This is a genomic window from Chitinophaga caseinilytica (assembly GCF_038396765.1).
GTDB lineage: Bacteria > Bacteroidota > Bacteroidia > Chitinophagales > Chitinophagaceae > Chitinophaga > Chitinophaga caseinilytica.
The window spans coordinates 2,921,653-2,939,015 of sequence record NZ_CP150096.1; the positions used below are offsets into that span (position 1 = coordinate 2,921,653).

15 protein-coding genes are annotated in these 17,363 nt (G+C 55.2%); 5 read left to right on the top strand and 10 right to left on the bottom strand.

Translation table 11 applies throughout. The features are described 5' to 3' along the window. Positions 1-482: 482 nt before the first annotated feature. Positions 483-1,502, top strand: coding sequence for a dipeptide epimerase (locus WJU22_RS12210; protein WP_341843508.1), 1,020 nt, complete (start codon positions 483-485; stop codon positions 1,500-1,502). On the opposite strand, the gene WJU22_RS12215 is transcribed toward WJU22_RS12210, so the two are convergent. The 3 genes from WJU22_RS12215 to WJU22_RS12225 form a co-directional block, all read right to left on the bottom strand. Then, the gene (locus tag WJU22_RS12215; RefSeq protein ID WP_341843509.1) at positions 1,499-1,921 is read right to left on the bottom strand and encodes a hypothetical protein; all 423 of its coding nucleotides are present in this window, start codon (positions 1,919-1,921) and stop codon (positions 1,499-1,501) included. The genes WJU22_RS12210 and WJU22_RS12215 overlap by 4 nt on opposite strands. A 194-nt stretch (positions 1,922-2,115) precedes the next feature. Beyond that, positions 2,116-2,376 carry a hypothetical protein gene (locus WJU22_RS12220; protein WP_341843510.1) on the bottom strand — a complete coding sequence of 87 codons (261 nt, stop codon included), beginning with the start codon at positions 2,374-2,376 and terminating at the stop codon, positions 2,116-2,118. After that, positions 2,363-3,847, bottom strand: a complete 1,485-nt coding sequence (locus WJU22_RS12225) for a hypothetical protein (RefSeq protein ID WP_341843511.1) — start codon at positions 3,845-3,847, stop codon at positions 2,363-2,365. Before WJU22_RS12225 ends, WJU22_RS12220 begins: the two co-directional genes overlap by 14 nt. Positions 3,848-3,954: 107 nt before the next feature. On the opposite strand from WJU22_RS12225, the gene WJU22_RS12230 reads away from it, so the two are divergent. After that, positions 3,955-5,211 carry a PmoA family protein gene (locus tag WJU22_RS12230; RefSeq protein ID WP_341843512.1) on the top strand — a complete coding sequence of 419 codons (1,257 nt, stop codon included), beginning with the start codon at positions 3,955-3,957 and terminating at the stop codon, positions 5,209-5,211. Here WJU22_RS12230 and WJU22_RS12235 read toward each other — a convergent pair. From WJU22_RS12235 to WJU22_RS12250, 4 genes are all read right to left on the bottom strand, one after another. Then, entirely contained in the window at positions 5,151-5,822 is a 672-nt protein-coding gene (locus WJU22_RS12235) for a hypothetical protein (protein WP_341843513.1), read from the bottom strand. The genes WJU22_RS12230 and WJU22_RS12235 overlap by 61 nt on opposite strands. Further along, positions 5,762-5,956, bottom strand: coding sequence for a hypothetical protein (locus WJU22_RS12240; RefSeq protein WP_341843514.1), 195 nt, complete (start codon positions 5,954-5,956; stop codon positions 5,762-5,764). Before WJU22_RS12240 ends, WJU22_RS12235 begins: the two co-directional genes overlap by 61 nt. Then, entirely contained in the window at positions 5,953-6,597 is a 645-nt protein-coding gene (locus WJU22_RS12245; RefSeq protein ID WP_341843515.1) for a glycosyltransferase, read from the bottom strand. Before WJU22_RS12245 ends, WJU22_RS12240 begins: the two co-directional genes overlap by 4 nt. Before the next feature lie 508 nt (positions 6,598-7,105). Beyond that, complete coding sequence (locus WJU22_RS12250) at positions 7,106-8,461, bottom strand: NAD-dependent succinate-semialdehyde dehydrogenase (RefSeq protein ID WP_341843516.1); 1,356 nt, start codon at positions 8,459-8,461, stop codon at positions 7,106-7,108. 77 nt (positions 8,462-8,538) lie between these two features. Here WJU22_RS12250 and WJU22_RS12255 point away from each other — a divergent pair, with 77 nt between their 5' ends. Continuing rightward, positions 8,539-9,714 carry an MFS transporter gene (locus WJU22_RS12255; RefSeq protein WP_341843517.1) on the top strand — a complete coding sequence of 392 codons (1,176 nt, stop codon included), beginning with the start codon at positions 8,539-8,541 and terminating at the stop codon, positions 9,712-9,714. A gap of 74 nt (positions 9,715-9,788) precedes the next feature. Here the strand turns inward: WJU22_RS12255 and pyk are convergent, their stop codons facing one another. Next, the gene (pyk, locus tag WJU22_RS12260; protein ID WP_341843518.1) at positions 9,789-11,282 is read right to left on the bottom strand and encodes a pyruvate kinase; all 1,494 of its coding nucleotides are present in this window, start codon (positions 11,280-11,282) and stop codon (positions 9,789-9,791) included. Positions 11,283-11,292: 10 nt separating this feature from the next. Beyond that, positions 11,293-12,273 (bottom strand): 6-phosphofructokinase, encoded by a 981-nt coding sequence (pfkA, locus tag WJU22_RS12265; protein WP_341843519.1) that lies wholly within the window; start codon positions 12,271-12,273, stop codon positions 11,293-11,295. Between the two features lie 313 nt (positions 12,274-12,586). Here pfkA and WJU22_RS12270 point away from each other — a divergent pair, with 313 nt between their 5' ends. Beyond that, a complete protein-coding gene (locus WJU22_RS12270; RefSeq protein ID WP_341843520.1) occupies positions 12,587-14,710 on the top strand; it encodes a prolyl oligopeptidase family serine peptidase in 2,124 nt (707 codons plus the stop codon). Between the two features lie 67 nt (positions 14,711-14,777). Next, positions 14,778-15,680: an NAD(P)-dependent oxidoreductase gene (locus tag WJU22_RS12275; protein WP_341843521.1), complete on the top strand. Its 903-nt coding sequence runs from the start codon at positions 14,778-14,780 to the stop codon at positions 15,678-15,680. A 271-nt stretch (positions 15,681-15,951) separates the two neighbouring features. Here WJU22_RS12275 and WJU22_RS12280 read toward each other — a convergent pair whose 3' ends face one another. Then, the gene (locus WJU22_RS12280; protein WP_341843522.1) at positions 15,952-17,265 is read right to left on the bottom strand and encodes a hypothetical protein; all 1,314 of its coding nucleotides are present in this window, start codon (positions 17,263-17,265) and stop codon (positions 15,952-15,954) included. Positions 17,266-17,363 lie beyond the last annotated feature (98 nt).

Below are 17,363 nucleotides of genomic sequence, written 5' to 3' on the forward strand. Positions count from 1 at the left end.
AAGTATAGGATGATAGATTTGATGAACGAATCCAGCAAGGCGTCAAGTGGCGTTTATTATTCCTGCTGATACCGGATGCCCCTGACCCTGGAATCCCTGCTGGAAGCAACGTCCCTCCGTGACCGGATGCATCGCCTCATCAGCGAAGCGGGGCGCGAGATATGAACAATCCACATGACCTTGAGCATCTAAAGCTTTTCTACAAAGACTTTTTTATCTAAAGAATTGGATGGTAGATTTTATGAACGAATCCAGCAAGGCGTCTAGTGGAATTTTTTCTACAATCCCAGCCGTACACACGAAGGGATAGCTTCAATCGTCCTCCGGTCAGTTTGCAGGAAACTCCCGTCCATGGAAGGGTTTGTAGTTTTAGGGGAGCCGTTTCCCGCCTGACCGTTCCCACTTTCGCATGATTTCAACCGACCTTTCAAGCCCTTCCAGAATGGATGAAAAAATGAAACTTTCCGCCGTATATTTATCCTATGGAATTGACATTATATCCCTTTGAACTCAAATTCCGGCATACATTTACGATCTCCCGGAAGAGCAAAGACGTTCAACCACTCCTCGTGGCCAAACTTTCGCAAAATGGCTTCAGTGGCCTCGGCGAAACTGCCGACAATTCCTATTACAACATCACCGTTCCCATGCTGATGGATGCCCTCAACGCCCATCGCGCCTTCATCGAAAGCTACACCCTCGATACACCGGAAGATTTCTGGGACGAAATGTTCCCCCGGCTCAAAAACAATATGTTCGCACTTTGCGCCCTCGACCTCGCCGCGCACGATCTCCATGCCCAGCAACTCGGTAAGAAACTCTACGAAGTCTGGCATCTCGACCCATCCTCCAACCCCATGACCGACTATACCATCGGCATCGATACGGTGGAAAACATGGTCCGCAAGCTGCAGGAATTCCCCTGGCCGATCTATAAAATCAAACTGGGAACGAAAGACGATATCGCCATCATCCGGGAACTGCGCCGGCACACCGACGCCGTGTTCAGGGTAGACGCGAACTGCGCCTGGGGCGTGGACGAAACCCTCCGGAACGCGGAAGCCTTCCGCAGCCTGGGCGTCGAGTTTATCGAACAACCCATGCCCGCGGCCGATTGGGACGGCATGAAAAAAGTCTTCGAACAATCCGCCCTGCCCCTGATCGCAGACGAAAGCTGCATCGTGGAGCAAGACGTAGCCCGCTGCCATGGCTATTTCCACGGCATCAACATCAAACTCACCAAATGCGGCGGCATCACGCCCGCCCGCAGGATGATCCTCGAAGCCAAGCAACGCGGTATGAAAGTCATGACCGGCAGCATGAACGAAAGCACCGTAGGCACTTCCGCCGTTGCGCACCTCCTCCCTTATCTCGATTTTGTGGACATGGACGGGCCGCTCCTCCTCGCGGAAGACATCGCTACCGGCGTCCGCATCGAAAACGGCGTCATATACTATGCAGACAGAAACGGAACGGGCGCTGTGCTCACCCGTACCCGTTAGTCTTTCTTCGTGAGATAGCCGTCTTGCGGCAACGCCTGTTTCATTCCCGAAAAACTGAAATTGGGCGTGCTGAACTCATTGCGCACCACCATGTAGCCGCTGATGATCCCCTCCTCGCGGAACGAAAAATAAACCTTGTTGTTCAACAGCCACTCGTACGGGCTACACGGAAGCTCGTACGGCAAGCCGTTTTGCAGATCGGGTTTCATGATGAAATCGTACCGCTTTCCAGGCGTCATGATTCCCTTGATGTAACAGAAATCCCGGCGCTTCGTGATGTACCGTGGATCGCTTTCCATCTTCCCGTAAAAAAACATCCCGCTCGTACTGTCTATATGCAGCATGTAGCGAAGCGTTCCGAGGGAAGATTTGAACGAGATACAATAAGTGCCGGGCAAAGCAGCGGTTTTTTGCTGCATGAGGCGATTGATTTGCTGACTGTTTGCCTGCAGGGGCGCTGTGCACAGAAAAAGCACTGCAAGTAAACAAACAGTCGACCAGGAGTTAGAATGGCGGATCATGGCGACAGATTTGTTTATATAAAGGACACACGTTTTGCCCTTTTGGTTGCATGCGATTACACCAGCGGAAATAACAGGATTAGTTGGAGAAATCAGTCCGGATCGGGGATTTCGCGCCATTTGGACGCGAAAAAGACATAAGCGCTCCTTCGCCCGGTGGCTTCGATGTACTTACCGGCCAGCTTGGCGAGGGGATTTTCAAATGGATTGCCGGAAGCCGGGCGTATAAGGAAACAGTCGTCGGCCGTTTCCAGGTACACGCCCAGGCTTTCGCTTTTGGTATTCCTTGCAAAGGTCCGGAGCGTTAATCTCCCTTTTACCTTTTGCTGTTTTTCAGGTTTATCTTCTGACATATGTTCTTTCTCCAAGGATCTGTCCGGCCCTTTCCTTTATCACCAACACATTGGTTTCCTTGAACTTGCCGTGAAATTTCGAAGCCGAATATACGTGAAATTTCACGGGAGCCGCTAAGCCTTTGGACTGCAAACCTCGGGCCAGGGGAGCGGGGCCGCCTTCCATAACGAAAACTTTCTTGGTAGTCTTTCCGGGAAATTTATGTGCCTTGACGAGCGCCTTGATATTGGCAGGCTCCTCTTTCCCTGGCAGCGCTTTCGGCACGGAGAGGTACTGGCCGAGCATGACGCCCTTGGCCTGCATGCCCTCCCTTCTGTTCTCGCGTGCATCGCGGAGCTTGGTGGGAACGTTTACCGGCACCAGCGAAGGGTCGCCCAGGAGATAAAATTGCGACAAGGTTTTGATCTCGTAAGGATCGAGCGTAGGGCCCATTTCGTCGAGGAAACGCTGGCGCGCCTCCAGGAACGCGCGCCCCGTAGAAGCGCCGCGCAGAACATTGATAAGAAAATATTGGGTGATAAGGTCTGCCAGCCCCTGGCCTTCCGTTGGCCCGTACGCAATTGTGGAACTGCCCGCCACCGCAACGGCGTGCTGCAAAAGGTACTGCGACGCGATGCTCGGGTACCCGGAATCCGTAAGGCCGGGATCGTACAACTGCGCGCCGTAGCAGCATTCCGCCGCCACCACCGTGCCTTTCGCGATCTTTTTCTCCAGCCATCCCGATGTATGGGAAATGGGATAACTACTGCCTTTCTGACCGTAATAATTCCCGTCTTCCAGGGCGCCGTGGCAGTTAATGAAGTGCGTTTTAGCCTTGAGCTGCGCGGGCGTCCAGCGGGGGCCTTTCGTAGGGGAGAGGTGCAGTTTTTCGGTATTGCCGAAAATGTTCTGCACGCTTTCTTCGGTGGATAGGCGCCATTCGTACACGCTGATAGCCAGATAGTTAAGATAATCTTTCTGGTTGCCGGGCTTGCTGGTGATAGCATCGCGGACGAGCGAATGGAAATACTTCGGGTCTTTCCCGCCGGGCAGATCGGGCAGGCGGCCCACCACCCGCGAAGGATTTACGAATTTCCCGGGCTCGTCTGACCAGGGCTTGTCGCAGGCATACGGCAGATCGCTGGGAACGATGGCATCTTCGTCGTCCTGGCTGTGGATGAGGTTCTTCAGCGGCTGGAACGGGATCACGTCCTGCGCACCGGCGATGAGGATGTAATCGGGCTGGAAGTGTTTGTACAGCCCGTCTATGGCCCGTTTGTTCTGCCGCGCGTCTGCCTCGTTCTTCACGGCCGTGACTTTGCAGGTTTTCATGGTCTTGACGTCGTCAACAAACACGATCTCGGTGCTGAGGCCACGCGCTTTGTCGCCGGCTTTCAGGTCTTCGAGGTCTTGCAGGAATGCAGGAAGCTTGGCGCCATACTTCTTTTCCAGCGCCTTCCGATTGGAAACGATAATTTTATCCTTTTTCATGGATGCGGGGTTTTGGGGTTCAATTGCACTCCGAATTTACACTAATTCCAGTTATTGTGATTGTCGGCCGGAATGTGTAATTTTATCTTATAATAATCATTTGTAATATGGCGAAACCGTGTTATGTCCTTTGCTGCATGGCCCTTTTGCTCGGCCACGGGGCTTCTTCGCAAGTGGTGGCGCACATCACCGTGAAAGCGGGGGCCGTAAACCGTCACCAGACGATCATCCAGGTGCCGTTTGACGCGGAGCCGGGTAGGGTGTACCGCCTGGTGAGCGTGGAAAACGGGAAGAAGGTGGAGCAAAACGTTCAGCAGGAAGACGGGCAGATCGCCTGGCAGCTGCGCGGCGATCTGCCGGCGGGCACAGAGCGCACGTTCGATCTTGTGCTGCTGAAAGGTAAGGTGGACGTGCCTTTGAACAAACGCCAAATCACATATAAGGAAGAAGACGGCGGTTATACCATTTCCCGCGGCGAGCACCCCGTCCTGCATTACCGCACCGCCATCATGGAGCCGCCGACCGGGGCCGATACGGCTTTCCGCCGCGGAGGCTTCATCCATCCCGCCTTTACGCCGCAAGGCAAATCGCTCACCAACATCCATCCCAAAGATCATTTCCATCACCTCGGCATCTGGAGCCCCTGGACAGACACTGAATTCGAAGGCAAAACGGTAGATTTCTGGAACCTGAAAAAACGCTCCGGCACCGTGCGCCCCGTTTCCTCCCCGCAGAATTCCCTGACCGCCGGCAACGTGTTCGGCGGATTCCGGCAAATGCAGGACCATATCGTGATCGGGAACCCCGATCGCACGGCCATGACCGAGCTGCTGGAAATAAAAGTCTACAACACGGCAGACGATCATTTCGTGTGGGACTACAATTCCACCCTCCAATGTGCGTCCGCCGCGCCGATCACGCTGAACGAATACCGCTATGGTGGTGGATTTGCCATCCGCGGGGCGGAAGAATGGAACAATGCGAACAGTAAAGTGCTGACGTCTGAAGGGAAAGACCGCAAGCAGGCGGATGGCTCGCTGGCGCGGTGGTTCATCGTGCAGGGCGCGCTGAAAGCCGGAAACGGCGGACTGCTCGTGCTTTCCTGTCCGCAGAACTTCAATTCCCCGCAACCCCTCCGCGTTTGGCCGGAAAACGACCAGGGTGGACAGGTTTTTGCGAACTTCAGTCCCACGAAAAACAAGCCCTGGCCCCTCGTGCCAGGCCAGTCATATGCACAACGCTATCGCATCGTTACGTTCGATGGTGAGTTGACGGCCGCGCAGGCCGAAGCGTACTGGAACGATTACGCCTTTCCGCCGGAAGTTACGGTAGTGCCTGTAAGCAGGCCCGTTTCGCGGAGGTAATCCGTGTGGGAAACGAAAGTACCTTTCGTGCCCAGCCAGATCAGCCACCGGCGCATCTTTTCCTCCAAATGCGGGCCGCGCGCGCGTTTCACGTATACGGGCAGCTTATACCGGCCGATATCTTCCAGCTCCCAGGGGTGGAAGTAGCAACTGAAATAATCCTCTTTTTTAAGAATTCTGGCGGCACAGGTTTGCGAGAACCACAGCGGCATGTTTTTGACGCTGAGCCAGAAAACCGGGACGCGCATCCGCGGTGTCACCGAAGTCGGCATTTCCCAGATCGGCCCGAGGGCATGTACCTGGCGGGGAACGTGCCGGTTATCGTATCGCCCGGGTAGCCAGGTGGGGTTCACCGAAGCGTCGTACAGGTAACCGGCGGTATACAGGGCATCGAGGTCTACGGGTTGGAGCCGCGGCATCCGGAAACCGTTCACAGGCTGGCCCGAAATCCTTTCCAGTTCGAGCTTTGAGGCCAGCAGGTCGGGGTTTTCGAAACGGTCGTGGTAGTAAGCGTGGGAAGCGATCTCGTGCCGTTCCGCGATTTCACATACTAGTTCAGGGAAATGTTTCGCCCAGAAAGCGGTGATGAAAAAGTCCCCCGAACGCCGCATTCCACGAAGAGGTCCAGCGTTTTTCTCACGCCGGCTTCACTCACGCGCAGCTTCTCTTCCAGCGGGATGCGCTGGCCATACTCTTCGGGAATATCGAATTCCTCGACGTCTACACTGATCAGGATCTTTTTCATCGTTTTACAAGCAGGCCCATGAAGTTAACGAATTCGCGCAGCAGCACGGTGCTCCGGAAATCGGAGAACTGAATGTCTGGCCGGCAGGAAATAGGAATGGAACGGATGTTCAGCGTTTTATTGCGGCCTGCGCGCTTGACGAACTCGCTGTCGTACAGGAATCCATCGATGCGGGTAGACAGGAACTCCATCCTGCCGCGGCTATTGAAGGCTTTTAGCCCGGCCTGCGCGTCGGAAACGGGCAGGTGCAGCAGCCAGCGGTTCATGAGCCGGTTTACCCGGGTGATCATTTTCCGCGCGGGCGGCAGCATGGCCACGTACTGGCTTCCGCGTGCGCCGGCCACCACGTCAGCCCCTTCGAGCAATTGTTCGAAAGCGCGTTTCACCGCTTCTACGCCAAACGGGAAATCGTAATCGGTACAAACGATATACGATGCGTCGCTAACGGCAACGCCTAATCGGCATGCGTAGCCTTTCCCGCGGTTGACGGGGTGATCGATGATGCGGACGCCGGGGATGCGGAGCGCCAGTTCCTGCAACAGCGCGGTGTGCATGTTGCGGACGGACCCGTCGTTCACCAGTATCAGCCTGATTTCCGTGCCGGGCATCAGCCCCTGCAGTTCCCGGAAATCTTTTGTCATTTGCCCTACCCAGCCTTCCGGCGGATTGCAGCAGGGAATGATGAGGTCAAATTTTGAGGTTACCGTGTTTCCAGCAATAGTTAGGTTCAAATGGGACGGTAACCTGGTCAGTTCCAGCATGTCTGTTTCAATGTTTTTAATTCACAGCTCGATCGTTAGGTCCAAATAATAGATGCGCATTTCTCCGCGGGCCTTTCGCGCGCGGGATCAGGTTTTAGTTCACCGAACAGATTGACAGCATGAGAACTCCTCCGGGCATCCGTGCCCGCTGATTTCGCGAAAGCCCGTGTAACAAAGGCTTCCGGTGTAGGTATGGCCTGGGGAAAATTGGCCCTGTAAAATTGATGTGTTGGCCCGTGCCGTTACATCGGTCGAATGCATATTGTTAGGTTCTGTCTCTAAGACGTTCAAATATAGGAAGAACCCCTATTCTTTAAAAGCGGGACTAGATAAAAATAAGTGAAATACTACGAATGTGGGAAGGCGAAAAGTCAGCCCTGTTGACGGATTACTGGATATAAACCGTCTTGATATTGAGGAACTCATGCACCCCTTCGATGGAAAGCTCGCGCCCGTAGCCGGATTGCTTGATGCCGCCGAAAGGCAGCCGCGCGTCTGACCGTACCATGGCGTTGACGAACACGTTCCCGCTTTCGATGAGCGGAGCGAGGCGGGCCGCTTTTTCCAGGTCTTTCGTCCACAGGGAGGAGCCCAGGCCGAAGGGGGTATTATTGGCGAGGCGGATGGCATCCTGCTCGTCGTTGGCGGAGATTACCACTGCCAGCGGCCCGAACGTTTCCTCGTCGAAGGCCGTCATACCCGGTTTTACGCCGGCAAGGAGCGTGGCTGCGAAATTGGCGTTATGCTGCTCGCCGCCTGCCAGCAATTCCGCGCCCTGCCAAATCGTGCTCTGCAACTGGCTGTTGAGCTCTTTGGCGAGGTCGGTGCGGGCCATGGGGCCGAGATCGGTTTCGGGTAGGAAGGGGTCGCCCTGGCGCATGGACGTGATAAGGCTCTGGACCTGCTGGGTGAAATCTTCCGCGATGCTTTTCTCGACGATCCAGCGTTTGGCGGCGATGCACGATTGCCCGGCGTTCTGCATGCGGGCTTTCACGGCGGTGGCAGCGGCGGTTTTGAGGTCGGCGTCTTTGAGCACGATGAACGGATCGCTGCCGCCGAGCTCCAGCACGGTTTTCTTGAGGTGCTTCCCGGCCAGGGAGGCCACGCTCATGCCCGCGGGCGTGCTGCCCGTCAGCGTAACGCCCTGCACGCGGGGATCGGCGATGATGGGCTCAATATCTTTGGAAGCCACCAGCAGCGCCTGGAAAGCCCCTTCCGGGAATCCCGCTTCCAGGAACACCCCGGCAATGGCCAGGCTACAGCCGCTCACGTTGCTGGCATGTTTCAGCACTGCGGCGTTCCCTGCGAGCAGGTTCGGTATGGCAAACCGGAACACCTGCCAGTACGGGAAATTCCAGGGCATGATGGCGAGGATGATCCCTTTTGGCTCAAAAGCCGCGTAGCTCTTGCGCGCGTCAGACGCTATGATCCGCGGCTCCAGCATACTTTCGATGTTATTGGCGTAATATTCGGCCGTGGTTGCGCACTTCAGTACTTCGGCCTTCGCTTCCTTCAGTGTTTTCCCCATTTCCCGCGTAATGAGCTCCGCATGCCGGTCGACCTGCGATTGCAACAGTTCCGCCACTCTCCGCATCCATTCCGCCCGCTTTGGCACGCCGGCCTGCCGCAACGCCTGAAAAGCACGGTGGCCGGCCTTCAGTTTGTCTTGCAGCTGTTCGGGCGTATGCGCCGGGTAGCTCGCGATGGTTTCTCCGTTGTAGGGGTATATGCTCTCGAAACTCATACTTTAAAGATAAGGATTTTTGCCCGGCGGCCGGTTTTGCGCGAATGCCGTACCTTTGCAGCCTGAACGTACGGAACATGTCTTTGAGCAAATGGAATATTGCGGTCATGGCCATCTGCACCGGCCTGATCGTTGCGAACATTTATTACGCACAACCCCTGCTGGTCCTCATTGCACGGGAATTCAACGTCACCGAGTCCAACGCAGGACAGGTAACATTCTTCACCCAGATCGGCTATGCCCTCGGCCTGCTCTTCTGCGTGCCTTTGGGCGACAAGCTCGAGCGCCGCAGCCAGATCCTCGTCATGACGGGTTGTGCCGTTGCCGCCCTCGGTGCTGCGGCGCTTTCGATGAACATCACCATGCTGAAAATAACGGGTTTCGTTATCGGTTTCACGTCTATCGTGCCCCAACTGATCCTCCCCATGGCCGCATCGCTGGCCGAGCCGCACAAGCGGGGGAAAGTGATCGGGGTGATCATGAGCGGGTTGCTGATCGGGATATTATTGTCGCGGACGATCAGCGGGTTCGTGGGGCAGCATCTCGGATGGCGCGCCATGTTCTGGATCGCGGCGGCATTGTCTGTAGGGATGATGATGGTGATGATGGTCTCTTTCCCGAAGAGCCGTCCGGCCTTTACGGGAACTTACGGTGCGCTCATGAAAAGCGTGTGGCAGCTCATGAAGGAACAGCCTTTACTGCGGGAGGCCTCCGTGATCAACGCGTGCTGCTTCGGGGTTTTCGGGCTTTTCTGGACCACTTCGGTGTTCCTGCTGAGCAATCCGCCGTTCAATTACGGGAGCGACGTGATCGGCCTCCTCGGCCTGGCAGCCGCTACGGGCGCGCTGGGAGCGCCGCTGATCGGGCGGGTGGCCGACCGGAAGAACCCGCGTATCGCCATCGGTTACGGGATTTCGCTGGTGTTTTTTTCCTACATCATATTTTGGGTTTTCAGCAATTCGATCGCGGGCATCGTGGCGGGGATCGTGCTGCTCGACCTGGGGCTCCAGGGCGTGCACGTTTCCAATCAAACCCGCATCTACGCGCTGTTGCCGGAAGCCCGCAACCGCATGAACACCGTTTTCATGACGGCGTCTTTCCTCGGCACGTCCCTCGGTTCCGGCATCGGGCTCTGGGTATGGGGCATCGGGAAATGGACGGGCGTTTGCATCGCGGGCCTGGCGCTCACGGGGATAGGTATCCTGGTGTATGCGCTGACCTATAACCGGGAATCTTCGCTGCAGCGGGCCTGATCCGCAGCAAATAAACGCATAAAAAAATCCCGTTCCGGTCTGGAACGGGATTTTTCTGTATGTGAAATGCCTGATTACTGCTCGGGCACTCTGGTGATCTTGAGGATGTTGGTCGGCAGGTGCTGCTTAACGGGCGTGCTGCCGGTGTTCACCACCACATCGTTCGCCTTGATGAAACCACGCTCTTTCAGGATGTTGATCTGGTCGGCGATAATATCGTCCAGGCTTTCTTCTTCGCCGTAATAGAATGCGCGAACGCCCCAGCTGAGGCTCAGCTGGTTTACCAGCGTGCGTTCTTTGGTGAAGATGAACAGCGGGGATTTCGGGCGGTAGCTAGACAGCATGAAGCCGGTGTAGCCGGATTGCGTCATACCGATCAGCGCGTCTGCCTCCAGGTCTTCCGCGATTTTGCAGGCATTGTAGCACAGCGCGTCGCTGAGGAAGGTGGGGGAGTGGCGGTGAGGGATGAGGTTGCGGTTGTAGATGATGCTTTCCTTTTCTACCTCGCCGATGATCTTGCGCATGGTCTCGATCACCAGTACGGGATAGTTGCCGGTAGCGGTCTCGCCGGAGAGCATCACGGCGTCTGCCCCTTCCAGTACGGCATTGGCCACGTCGGTGATCTCGGAACGGTTGGGACGGGTGCGGTCGATCATGGATTCCATCATCTGCGTAGCCACGATCACCGGCTTCGCACGGTGGATGCACTTGCGGATAATGTCTTTCTGGATCATGGGCACCTGCTCAACGGGCAGTTCCACACCGAGGTCGCCACGGGCGATCATCACGCCGTCGCTTTCCCAGATAATTTCTTTCAGGTTCTGGATCGCTTCCGGTTTCTCGATCTTGGAAATGATCTTGATTTTGGAATTGCGCTCGGCCAGGCGTTTACGCAGCAGGGCGAGGTCTTTCACGTTGCGGACGAAAGACAGGGCCACCCAATCGCACTCATGGTCGATGATGAACTGGAGGTCCACTTCATCTTTTTCGGTGAGGGCGGGGAGGGAAACTTTCGTATCGGGAAGGTTGAAGCCTTTTTTGGAGGACAAAACGCCGCCCAGCAATACTTCGGCCTTGATGAGGTTGTCGGGCGTGATTTCTTTCACCACGGTCTCGATCTTACCGTCGTCCAGGAGGATTTTCTGGCCGGGGCGAACGTCGCGGGGGAGGTCATGGTAGGAAACGTAGATCCTTTCCATGGTGCCCACGCATTTTTCGGTGGTGAAGGTGAGGATATCGCCCGTTTTGAGGGGAAGGGCGTTGTTTTCGATCTCTCCAACGCGCAGCTTGGGACCTTGGAGGTCGGCCAGGATGGCTACGTTGTAGGGCTCGGTTTTATTGATCTGGCGGATGTAGGTGATGATCCGCAGTTTGTCTTCGTGGCTGCCGTGGGAAAAGTTCAGACGGAACACATTGACGCCTGCCTGTACAAGTTCCAACAGTTTCTCATAGGTGTCGCTGGCCGGACCAACGGTCGCAACAATCTTCGTTTTTTGTTTGGCATGCGAAGCACCAGCCTGGTTGTCCATTTCCTTGTGATAGTATTTGGACAGATCTTTTGTACTCATAGACGTTTATTTAACTCGCGAGAATTTTGACAATCTTTAACCATTCCGGATCGATCTGCTGTTTTGCTTTTACGGCTTTATCGAGCGGGGTGAATTGAATTTCGTTGTTGACGATGCCGACCATGACGTTGGAGACGCCGTTGATGAGCGCTTCTACCGCGGCGTAGCCCATGCGGCTGGCCACCAGGCGGTCGAGGCAGGTGGGGGAGCCCCCGCGCTGGATGTGCCCGAGAACGGTCACGCGCGTGTCCAGCTGCGGCATTCTTTCCTTGACGTGACGGGCCACTTCGTCTGCCCCGCCGAATTCGTCGCCCTCGGCTACCACGATGAGGTTCACCATTTTGGAGCGGCGCTCGTTGGCCGTGAGGCTATCGATCACGTCGTCGATATTGGTTTTATGCTCGGGGATGAGGATGTGCTCCGCGCCCGTGGCGATGCCGCTGTGAAGGGCGATGTACCCCGCGTCGCGGCCCATAACTTCGATGATGAAAAGACGATCGTGCGCATCGGCGGTGTCGCGGATCTTGTCGATCGCTTCTACGGCCGTGTTCACCGCCGTGTCGAACCCGATGGTGAAATCGGTACCGGCGATATCTTTATCGATCGTTCCGGGAAGACCGATGCAGGGGATGTCGAACTCCTGGCTGAATTTCTGGGCGCCTTTGAAGGAACCGTCGCCCCCGATCACCACCAGCCCGTCGATCCCGAATTTCTTCAGGTTCTCGTATGCTCTTTTGCGGCCTTCGGGCTGATAGAATTCCATGCAGCGGGCGGTTTTCAGCACGGTCCCCCCGCGCTGGATGATATTGGCGACAGATTTGCCTTCCATGGGAAAAATCTCCCCGGTCAACATCCCTTTGTAGCCATACATCACCCCGTAGACATTCAAATGATGATAGATGCCCGTCCTTACTACGGCCCGGATGGCTGCGTTCATTCCCGGAGCGTCGCCCCCGGAAGTAAGAACTGCGATGTTGTTCACTTTTTTCATGTGTGATCTTCTATGTTGTCCTGGCCACCCGAATTGCTATTCTCGTGCCGCCTGATAAATTTTTTTTACGCCTACTAAATCGTTTTTCCAATCACCCATCCAAATTTTTACACCACTGGCTCATGCGTAATGGTTATTTCATAGTATTTTGCCAGACGTGGGTCCCGATAAAGGGCGCACGAAATTAACATTTTTTAATAGTTTCCTATCAGATATTCGATGAAATAACTAAATTTTTAATTTCCATCAAACAAACACGAAGGAATTTTATAAAAATATACGTATGACAAATTTAAACCATAAGCATGTTGCCATGAGTATGATGATGTTGATGGGAGCAGGGACCGCCCTGGCGCAGCACCAACCGCTCAAATATCCCGAAACCCGCAAAGTAGACACGACCGACAATTACCACGGCACCACCATCGCCGATCCTTATCGCTGGCTGGAAGACGATCATGCAGACGATACCAAGGCCTGGGTAGACGCGGAAAATACCGTAACCCAGGATTACCTCGCCTCCATCCCCTTCCGCGGCCAGATCAAACAGCGCCTCGAAGCCCTCTGGAATTACCCCCGCTTCGGCGCCCCCTTCCATGAAGGCAAATATTATTATTTCTATAAGAACGACGGCCTCCAGAACCAGGCCGTGCTCTACCGCCAGGAAGGGCTGAACGGTACGCCCGAAGTGTTCATCGACCCCAATAAACTGTCTGACAAAGGCACCGCCGCCCTCGGCGCCCTCACTTTCTCGAAAGACGGCAAATACGCCGCCTACCTCATCGCCAAAGCAGGGTCCGACTGGCAGGAAGCTTTCGTGATGGACGTGGCCAGCAAACAACTGCTGTCCGACAAGCTCGACTGGATCAAGTTTTCCGGCCTGTCCTGGAAAGGCGACGGCTTCTATTACAGCCGTTACGACGCGCCCGACGAGCAAAGCAAACTTTCCAAGAAGAACGAATTCCATAAGGTGTACTATCATAAGGTAGGCACCACGCAAGACCAGGACCAACTGGTTTACGTCGATAAAGCACACCCGCTGCGCAACGCAGGCGTGGGCCTCACGGAAGACGAGCGTTTTCTCATCCTCAGCACCTCCGAAGGCACGAGCGGCAACGAAGTTTGGTACCGCGATCTGCAAGACGCTTCGCAGACCGATTTCAAGCTCCTGGTACAAGGGTTCGAATATGAGCCCAGCGTGATCGAGAACGTGGGCGACAAACTGCTGCTGCTCACCAACCACGATGCGCCTAATTACAAACTGGTGCTCGTAGACCCGAAGAACCCCGCTAAAGAAAACTGGAAACTGATCATCCCCGAGCAGCCCGAAGTGCTCCAGGGCGTTGGGACCGCCGGCGGCAAACTGTTCGCCAGTTACCTGAAAGACGCGTCTACCCGCATCGTGCAATACGACCCCTCCGGCAAAAAAGACCGTGAGATCAAACTGCCGGGCATCGGTACGGCCAGCGGATTCGGTGGGAAAAAGGAAGACGGCCAGTTCTTCTACTCCTTCTCCTCTTTCGTAGCGCCGCCGACCATATATAAATATGATATCAAATCCGGCAAATCCGACCTGTTCCGCAAGTCGGAAGTGAAGTTCAACCAGGACGAATACGAAACCAAACAGGTGTTTTTCACCAGTAAAGATGGCACCAAAGTGCCCGTGTTCCTCTCTTACCGCAAAGGCCTGAAAATGAACGGGCAAAATCCTGTGCTGCTCTACGGGTACGGCGGGTTCAACATCCCGATGACGCCCGCGTTCTCCGTGTCCAACCTCTTCTTCATGGAGCAGGGCGGCATTTACGCAGTGGTGAACCTCCGCGGCGGCAGCGAATACGGCGAAGCCTGGCACAAAGCCGGTATGATGGAAAAGAAACAGAACGTGTTCGACGATTTCATCGGCGCGGCAGAATTCCTCGTAAGGGAAAAGTATACCAATCCGTCGAAAATCGCTATCCGTGGCGGTTCTAACGGCGGTCTGCTCGTAGGTGCGGCCATGACGCAGCGCCCAGACCTGTTCAAGGTGGCGCTTCCCGCCGTGGGCGTGATGGACATGCTCCGGTTCCAGAAATTTACCATCGGCTGGGCATGGGTAACGGAATATGGTACCAGCGAAAAAGCGGACCAGTTCCCCTACCTCCTGAAATATTCTCCGCTCCACAACCTGAAAGCGGGCACGGCGTACCCGGCTACGATGGTAACCACGGCCGATCATGACGACCGTGTGGTACCGGCGCACTCTTTCAAGTTTGCGGCCGCGCTGCAGGCAGCCCACAACGGGCCCAACCCGGTGCTGATCCGTATCGAGAAGCAGGCGGGCCACGGCGCAGGGAAACCCACGTCCAAACTTATCGACGAGGCTACCGACATCTGGTCGTTCACCATGTACAACCTGGGGATGAATTTCTCCAACGTGAACACCGGGAAGAAAATGTAACCGATTCACATTCATCAATAAACGCCGCGTAATACTGCATTACGCGGTGTTTTTGTATATTGGAATTATGAAAGTGCTCATAACTGGGAGCAACGGGCTCCTCGGACAATACCTGGTCCAGCGGCTGGCCGGCCATCCGGATTACGAAGTGATCGCCACCGGCCGCGGGGCCAACCGCCTCCGCATGCAAACGGGATACACCTATGAATCGGTGAACCTGGCCAACGAATCGGCGGTAAAAGGCCTGGTAGAACGGCATCGGCCCGACGTGATCGTGCACGCCGGTGCCATGACGCAGGCAGACGATTGTGAGCGCAACAAAGACGCCTGCTGGATGGTGAACGTCACCGCCACGCGCTACCTGTTGCAGGGCGCGGAAAAGGCAGGATCGTATTTCCTGTTCGTATCCACCGACTTCGTGTTCGACGGGCTCAGCGGGCCTTACAGCGAAGATGACCCCGTCAATCCCATCAACTATTACGGCGCCAGCAAAGTAGCGGCGGAAAGGATCGTGAAACAATCCAAAACTCCCTGGGGCATCGCGCGGACGGTGCTGGTGTACGGGCTGGCAGACGATCCCCGGCGCAGCAATATCATCACCTGGGTGAAATCCAACCTCGAGCAGCAGAAAAAACTGAAAGTGGTGAACGACCAGTGGCGCACGCCCACGCTCGTGCAAGACCTGGCGGAAGGCATCCGGCTTATGCTCGATAAGAAGGCGGAAGGCGTTTTCCACCTGTCCGGCAAAGACATGCTCACGCCATTCGATATGGCCACGCAGGTAGCTGGCTACCTGGAACTGGACACACGCCTACTCGAAAAAGTGGACGCATCCACCTTTAAACAACCCGCACCGCGACCGGCCAAAACAGGATTCCTCATCAACAAAGCGGTGCAGGAACTGGGGTACGATCCGCATAGTTTCGAAGAAGGATTGAAAGTGGTGGTGGAACAGATCAGATCGAAATAGAAAATCGCAGATAGAAAAAGGGATGGCAATGCGCCATCCCTTCGTTTTTTTGATCCCGATCCCGCATGCTTCCCGTTGAAGTATCGACATGCTGTGATGGAACATGATGGGGAGGATCCGGAAGATGGACATCGCCCGGCTGTAAATCATCTCTTCGATGTTTTGGAATTATCATCTTCTGAATTGAGCGATGGAAGCGTTACTGCCGCCATCGCATATATACCCCATCATTCAGCGAGATTGGTATGGTGAAAACACAACGAATTTTGAGCTATTGCATGTTTTTGGTCCGGAAGTACAGCTCGAAATGTTGCGCTGCGCCGGGGCCGCACATGATCTGAGGATAGAATGTTCCGGTTAATTTACCCGTGATGTATTCTATGCCGCCTATATTTTCGACCTCCTCGATATAGAGGTCGCCGCTCGATTTCATGTATTCCTCCACTGTTCCATTTTCATCGCATTTGCTGTAAAAAGTTTTACCGATAACATTCACAGGTGCTTTGAAAGTGCAGTAGACAGCGGTTGCCGTGCCACCCTTGTCTGGCGTGAACCATTCATAATGCTTTTTCACGACAGGCTTGGTCACATGATCGACCACGATCGAGAAGCCGAGGTTTTCGCGGATGGTGCCGGAAATATTCATGCCGCCGCCGGGAATGTATTTATGATGCTGATCGATGCAGAATATTTCCGTGCCATTCACGGTTCCGGAGAAGTAAACTTCGTCTACCACTTTGATTTTGCTGAACTGGATAAGCTTTCCGGTGGCGCCGCGGCCAGGAATGACGCCGGGGGGGATGAAGTTATAGATGTCGACGGAAACCGTGACCGTATTCGGAGTCGGCACTTTGGCCGGAGCGCGGTACCAGGCAAACCGGGTATCGGGCGTGAGCGTACCGGCGCCAGATAGTTTCCAGTTGCGGATGTTGCCGGAATTTTGCAGTACCTGCTCCCGGCGGATGGCGATTGGTCTGCTGTCGGCGTGGGCTTTGTATTTGTCGATCGCAGTATAGATCCAGACGGTCGAGGTTTTGGTAACCAGCACGCTGGCCGGGTCTGCACGCAGCCAATAGAGTGCGTAGGGCGCCCAGTCTGAAAAGTGGGTGGTTTCTACGGACAGCGTGCGGGCGGTGGTGTTGAGGTTCGTATTGGGCATGAACTGCCAAACGCCGTCGGCCGACTGGAAAGCCAAATACAAGGCGTCGGCGCTGGTGCTATCGAGATGGCGGTCTGTATACTGGAACGTGAGTTTTACGGGTTTTGTGAATTTGATGTTTTCGGGGAGGAGCCGGTAGGAGGGGCCGGGGCTCCCTGGCAGGGTGTTCGTCACGGCCTGCACGCTGATCTCGGTATTGGCGGCGAGGGCGCCTGCCGGAACTTCTATTTTCAGCGTATTGTCTTTCGAGAAAAGTGTGCCACCTGCGGCGCCGATCGTTTTTTTGACAAGGTCGCCGGCAGGCGTTCCATGGGCATAAACGACCGGTGGCTCGCCGTTATCGGGCTCTTCCTCCTTGGTACCGCTTTTGGTACAGCCGGTCGCCAGGATGGCGAAGCAAAGTAGAATTGATGGTAGAAGCTTCATACATGGGGGTGTTAATGGCTATTGGTAGTTATTTACGTAACTGCTTACGTACTTGCAAAAGTACCTTTCCTCGTCATTTTCCTATAGGCAGGCGGGCC

Coding starts and splice junctions, on each gene's coding strand:
- WJU22_RS12250 (WP_341843516.1), bottom strand. CDS start 8,461: ATGAGTTTCGAGAGCATATACCCCTACAACGGAGAAACCATCGCGAGC.
- pfkA (WP_341843519.1), bottom strand. CDS start 12,273: ATGAAAAAAGTGAACAACATCGCAGTTCTTACTTCCGGGGGCGACGCT.
- WJU22_RS12245 (WP_341843515.1), bottom strand. CDS start 6,597: ATGACAAAAGATTTCCGGGAACTGCAGGGGCTGATGCCCGGCACGGAA.
- WJU22_RS12210 (WP_341843508.1), top strand. CDS start 483: ATGGAATTGACATTATATCCCTTTGAACTCAAATTCCGGCATACATTT.
- WJU22_RS12220 (WP_341843510.1), bottom strand. CDS start 2,376: ATGTCAGAAGATAAACCTGAAAAACAGCAAAAGGTAAAAGGGAGATTA.
- WJU22_RS12215 (WP_341843509.1), bottom strand. CDS start 1,921: ATGCAGCAAAAAACCGCTGCTTTGCCCGGCACTTATTGTATCTCGTTC.
- pyk (WP_341843518.1), bottom strand. CDS start 11,282: ATGAGTACAAAAGATCTGTCCAAATACTATCACAAGGAAATGGACAAC.
- WJU22_RS12275 (WP_341843521.1), top strand. CDS start 14,778: ATGAAAGTGCTCATAACTGGGAGCAACGGGCTCCTCGGACAATACCTG.
- WJU22_RS12225 (WP_341843511.1), bottom strand. CDS start 3,847: ATGAAAAAGGATAAAATTATCGTTTCCAATCGGAAGGCGCTGGAAAAG.
- WJU22_RS12240 (WP_341843514.1), bottom strand. CDS start 5,956: ATGAAAAAGATCCTGATCAGTGTAGACGTCGAGGAATTCGATATTCCC.
- WJU22_RS12270 (WP_341843520.1), top strand. CDS start 12,587: ATGAGTATGATGATGTTGATGGGAGCAGGGACCGCCCTGGCGCAGCAC.
- WJU22_RS12255 (WP_341843517.1), top strand. CDS start 8,539: ATGTCTTTGAGCAAATGGAATATTGCGGTCATGGCCATCTGCACCGGC.
- WJU22_RS12280 (WP_341843522.1), bottom strand. CDS start 17,265: ATGAAGCTTCTACCATCAATTCTACTTTGCTTCGCCATCCTGGCGACC.
- WJU22_RS12230 (WP_341843512.1), top strand. CDS start 3,955: ATGGCGAAACCGTGTTATGTCCTTTGCTGCATGGCCCTTTTGCTCGGC.
- WJU22_RS12235 (WP_341843513.1), bottom strand. CDS start 5,822: ATGCGGCGTTCGGGGGACTTTTTCATCACCGCTTTCTGGGCGAAACAT.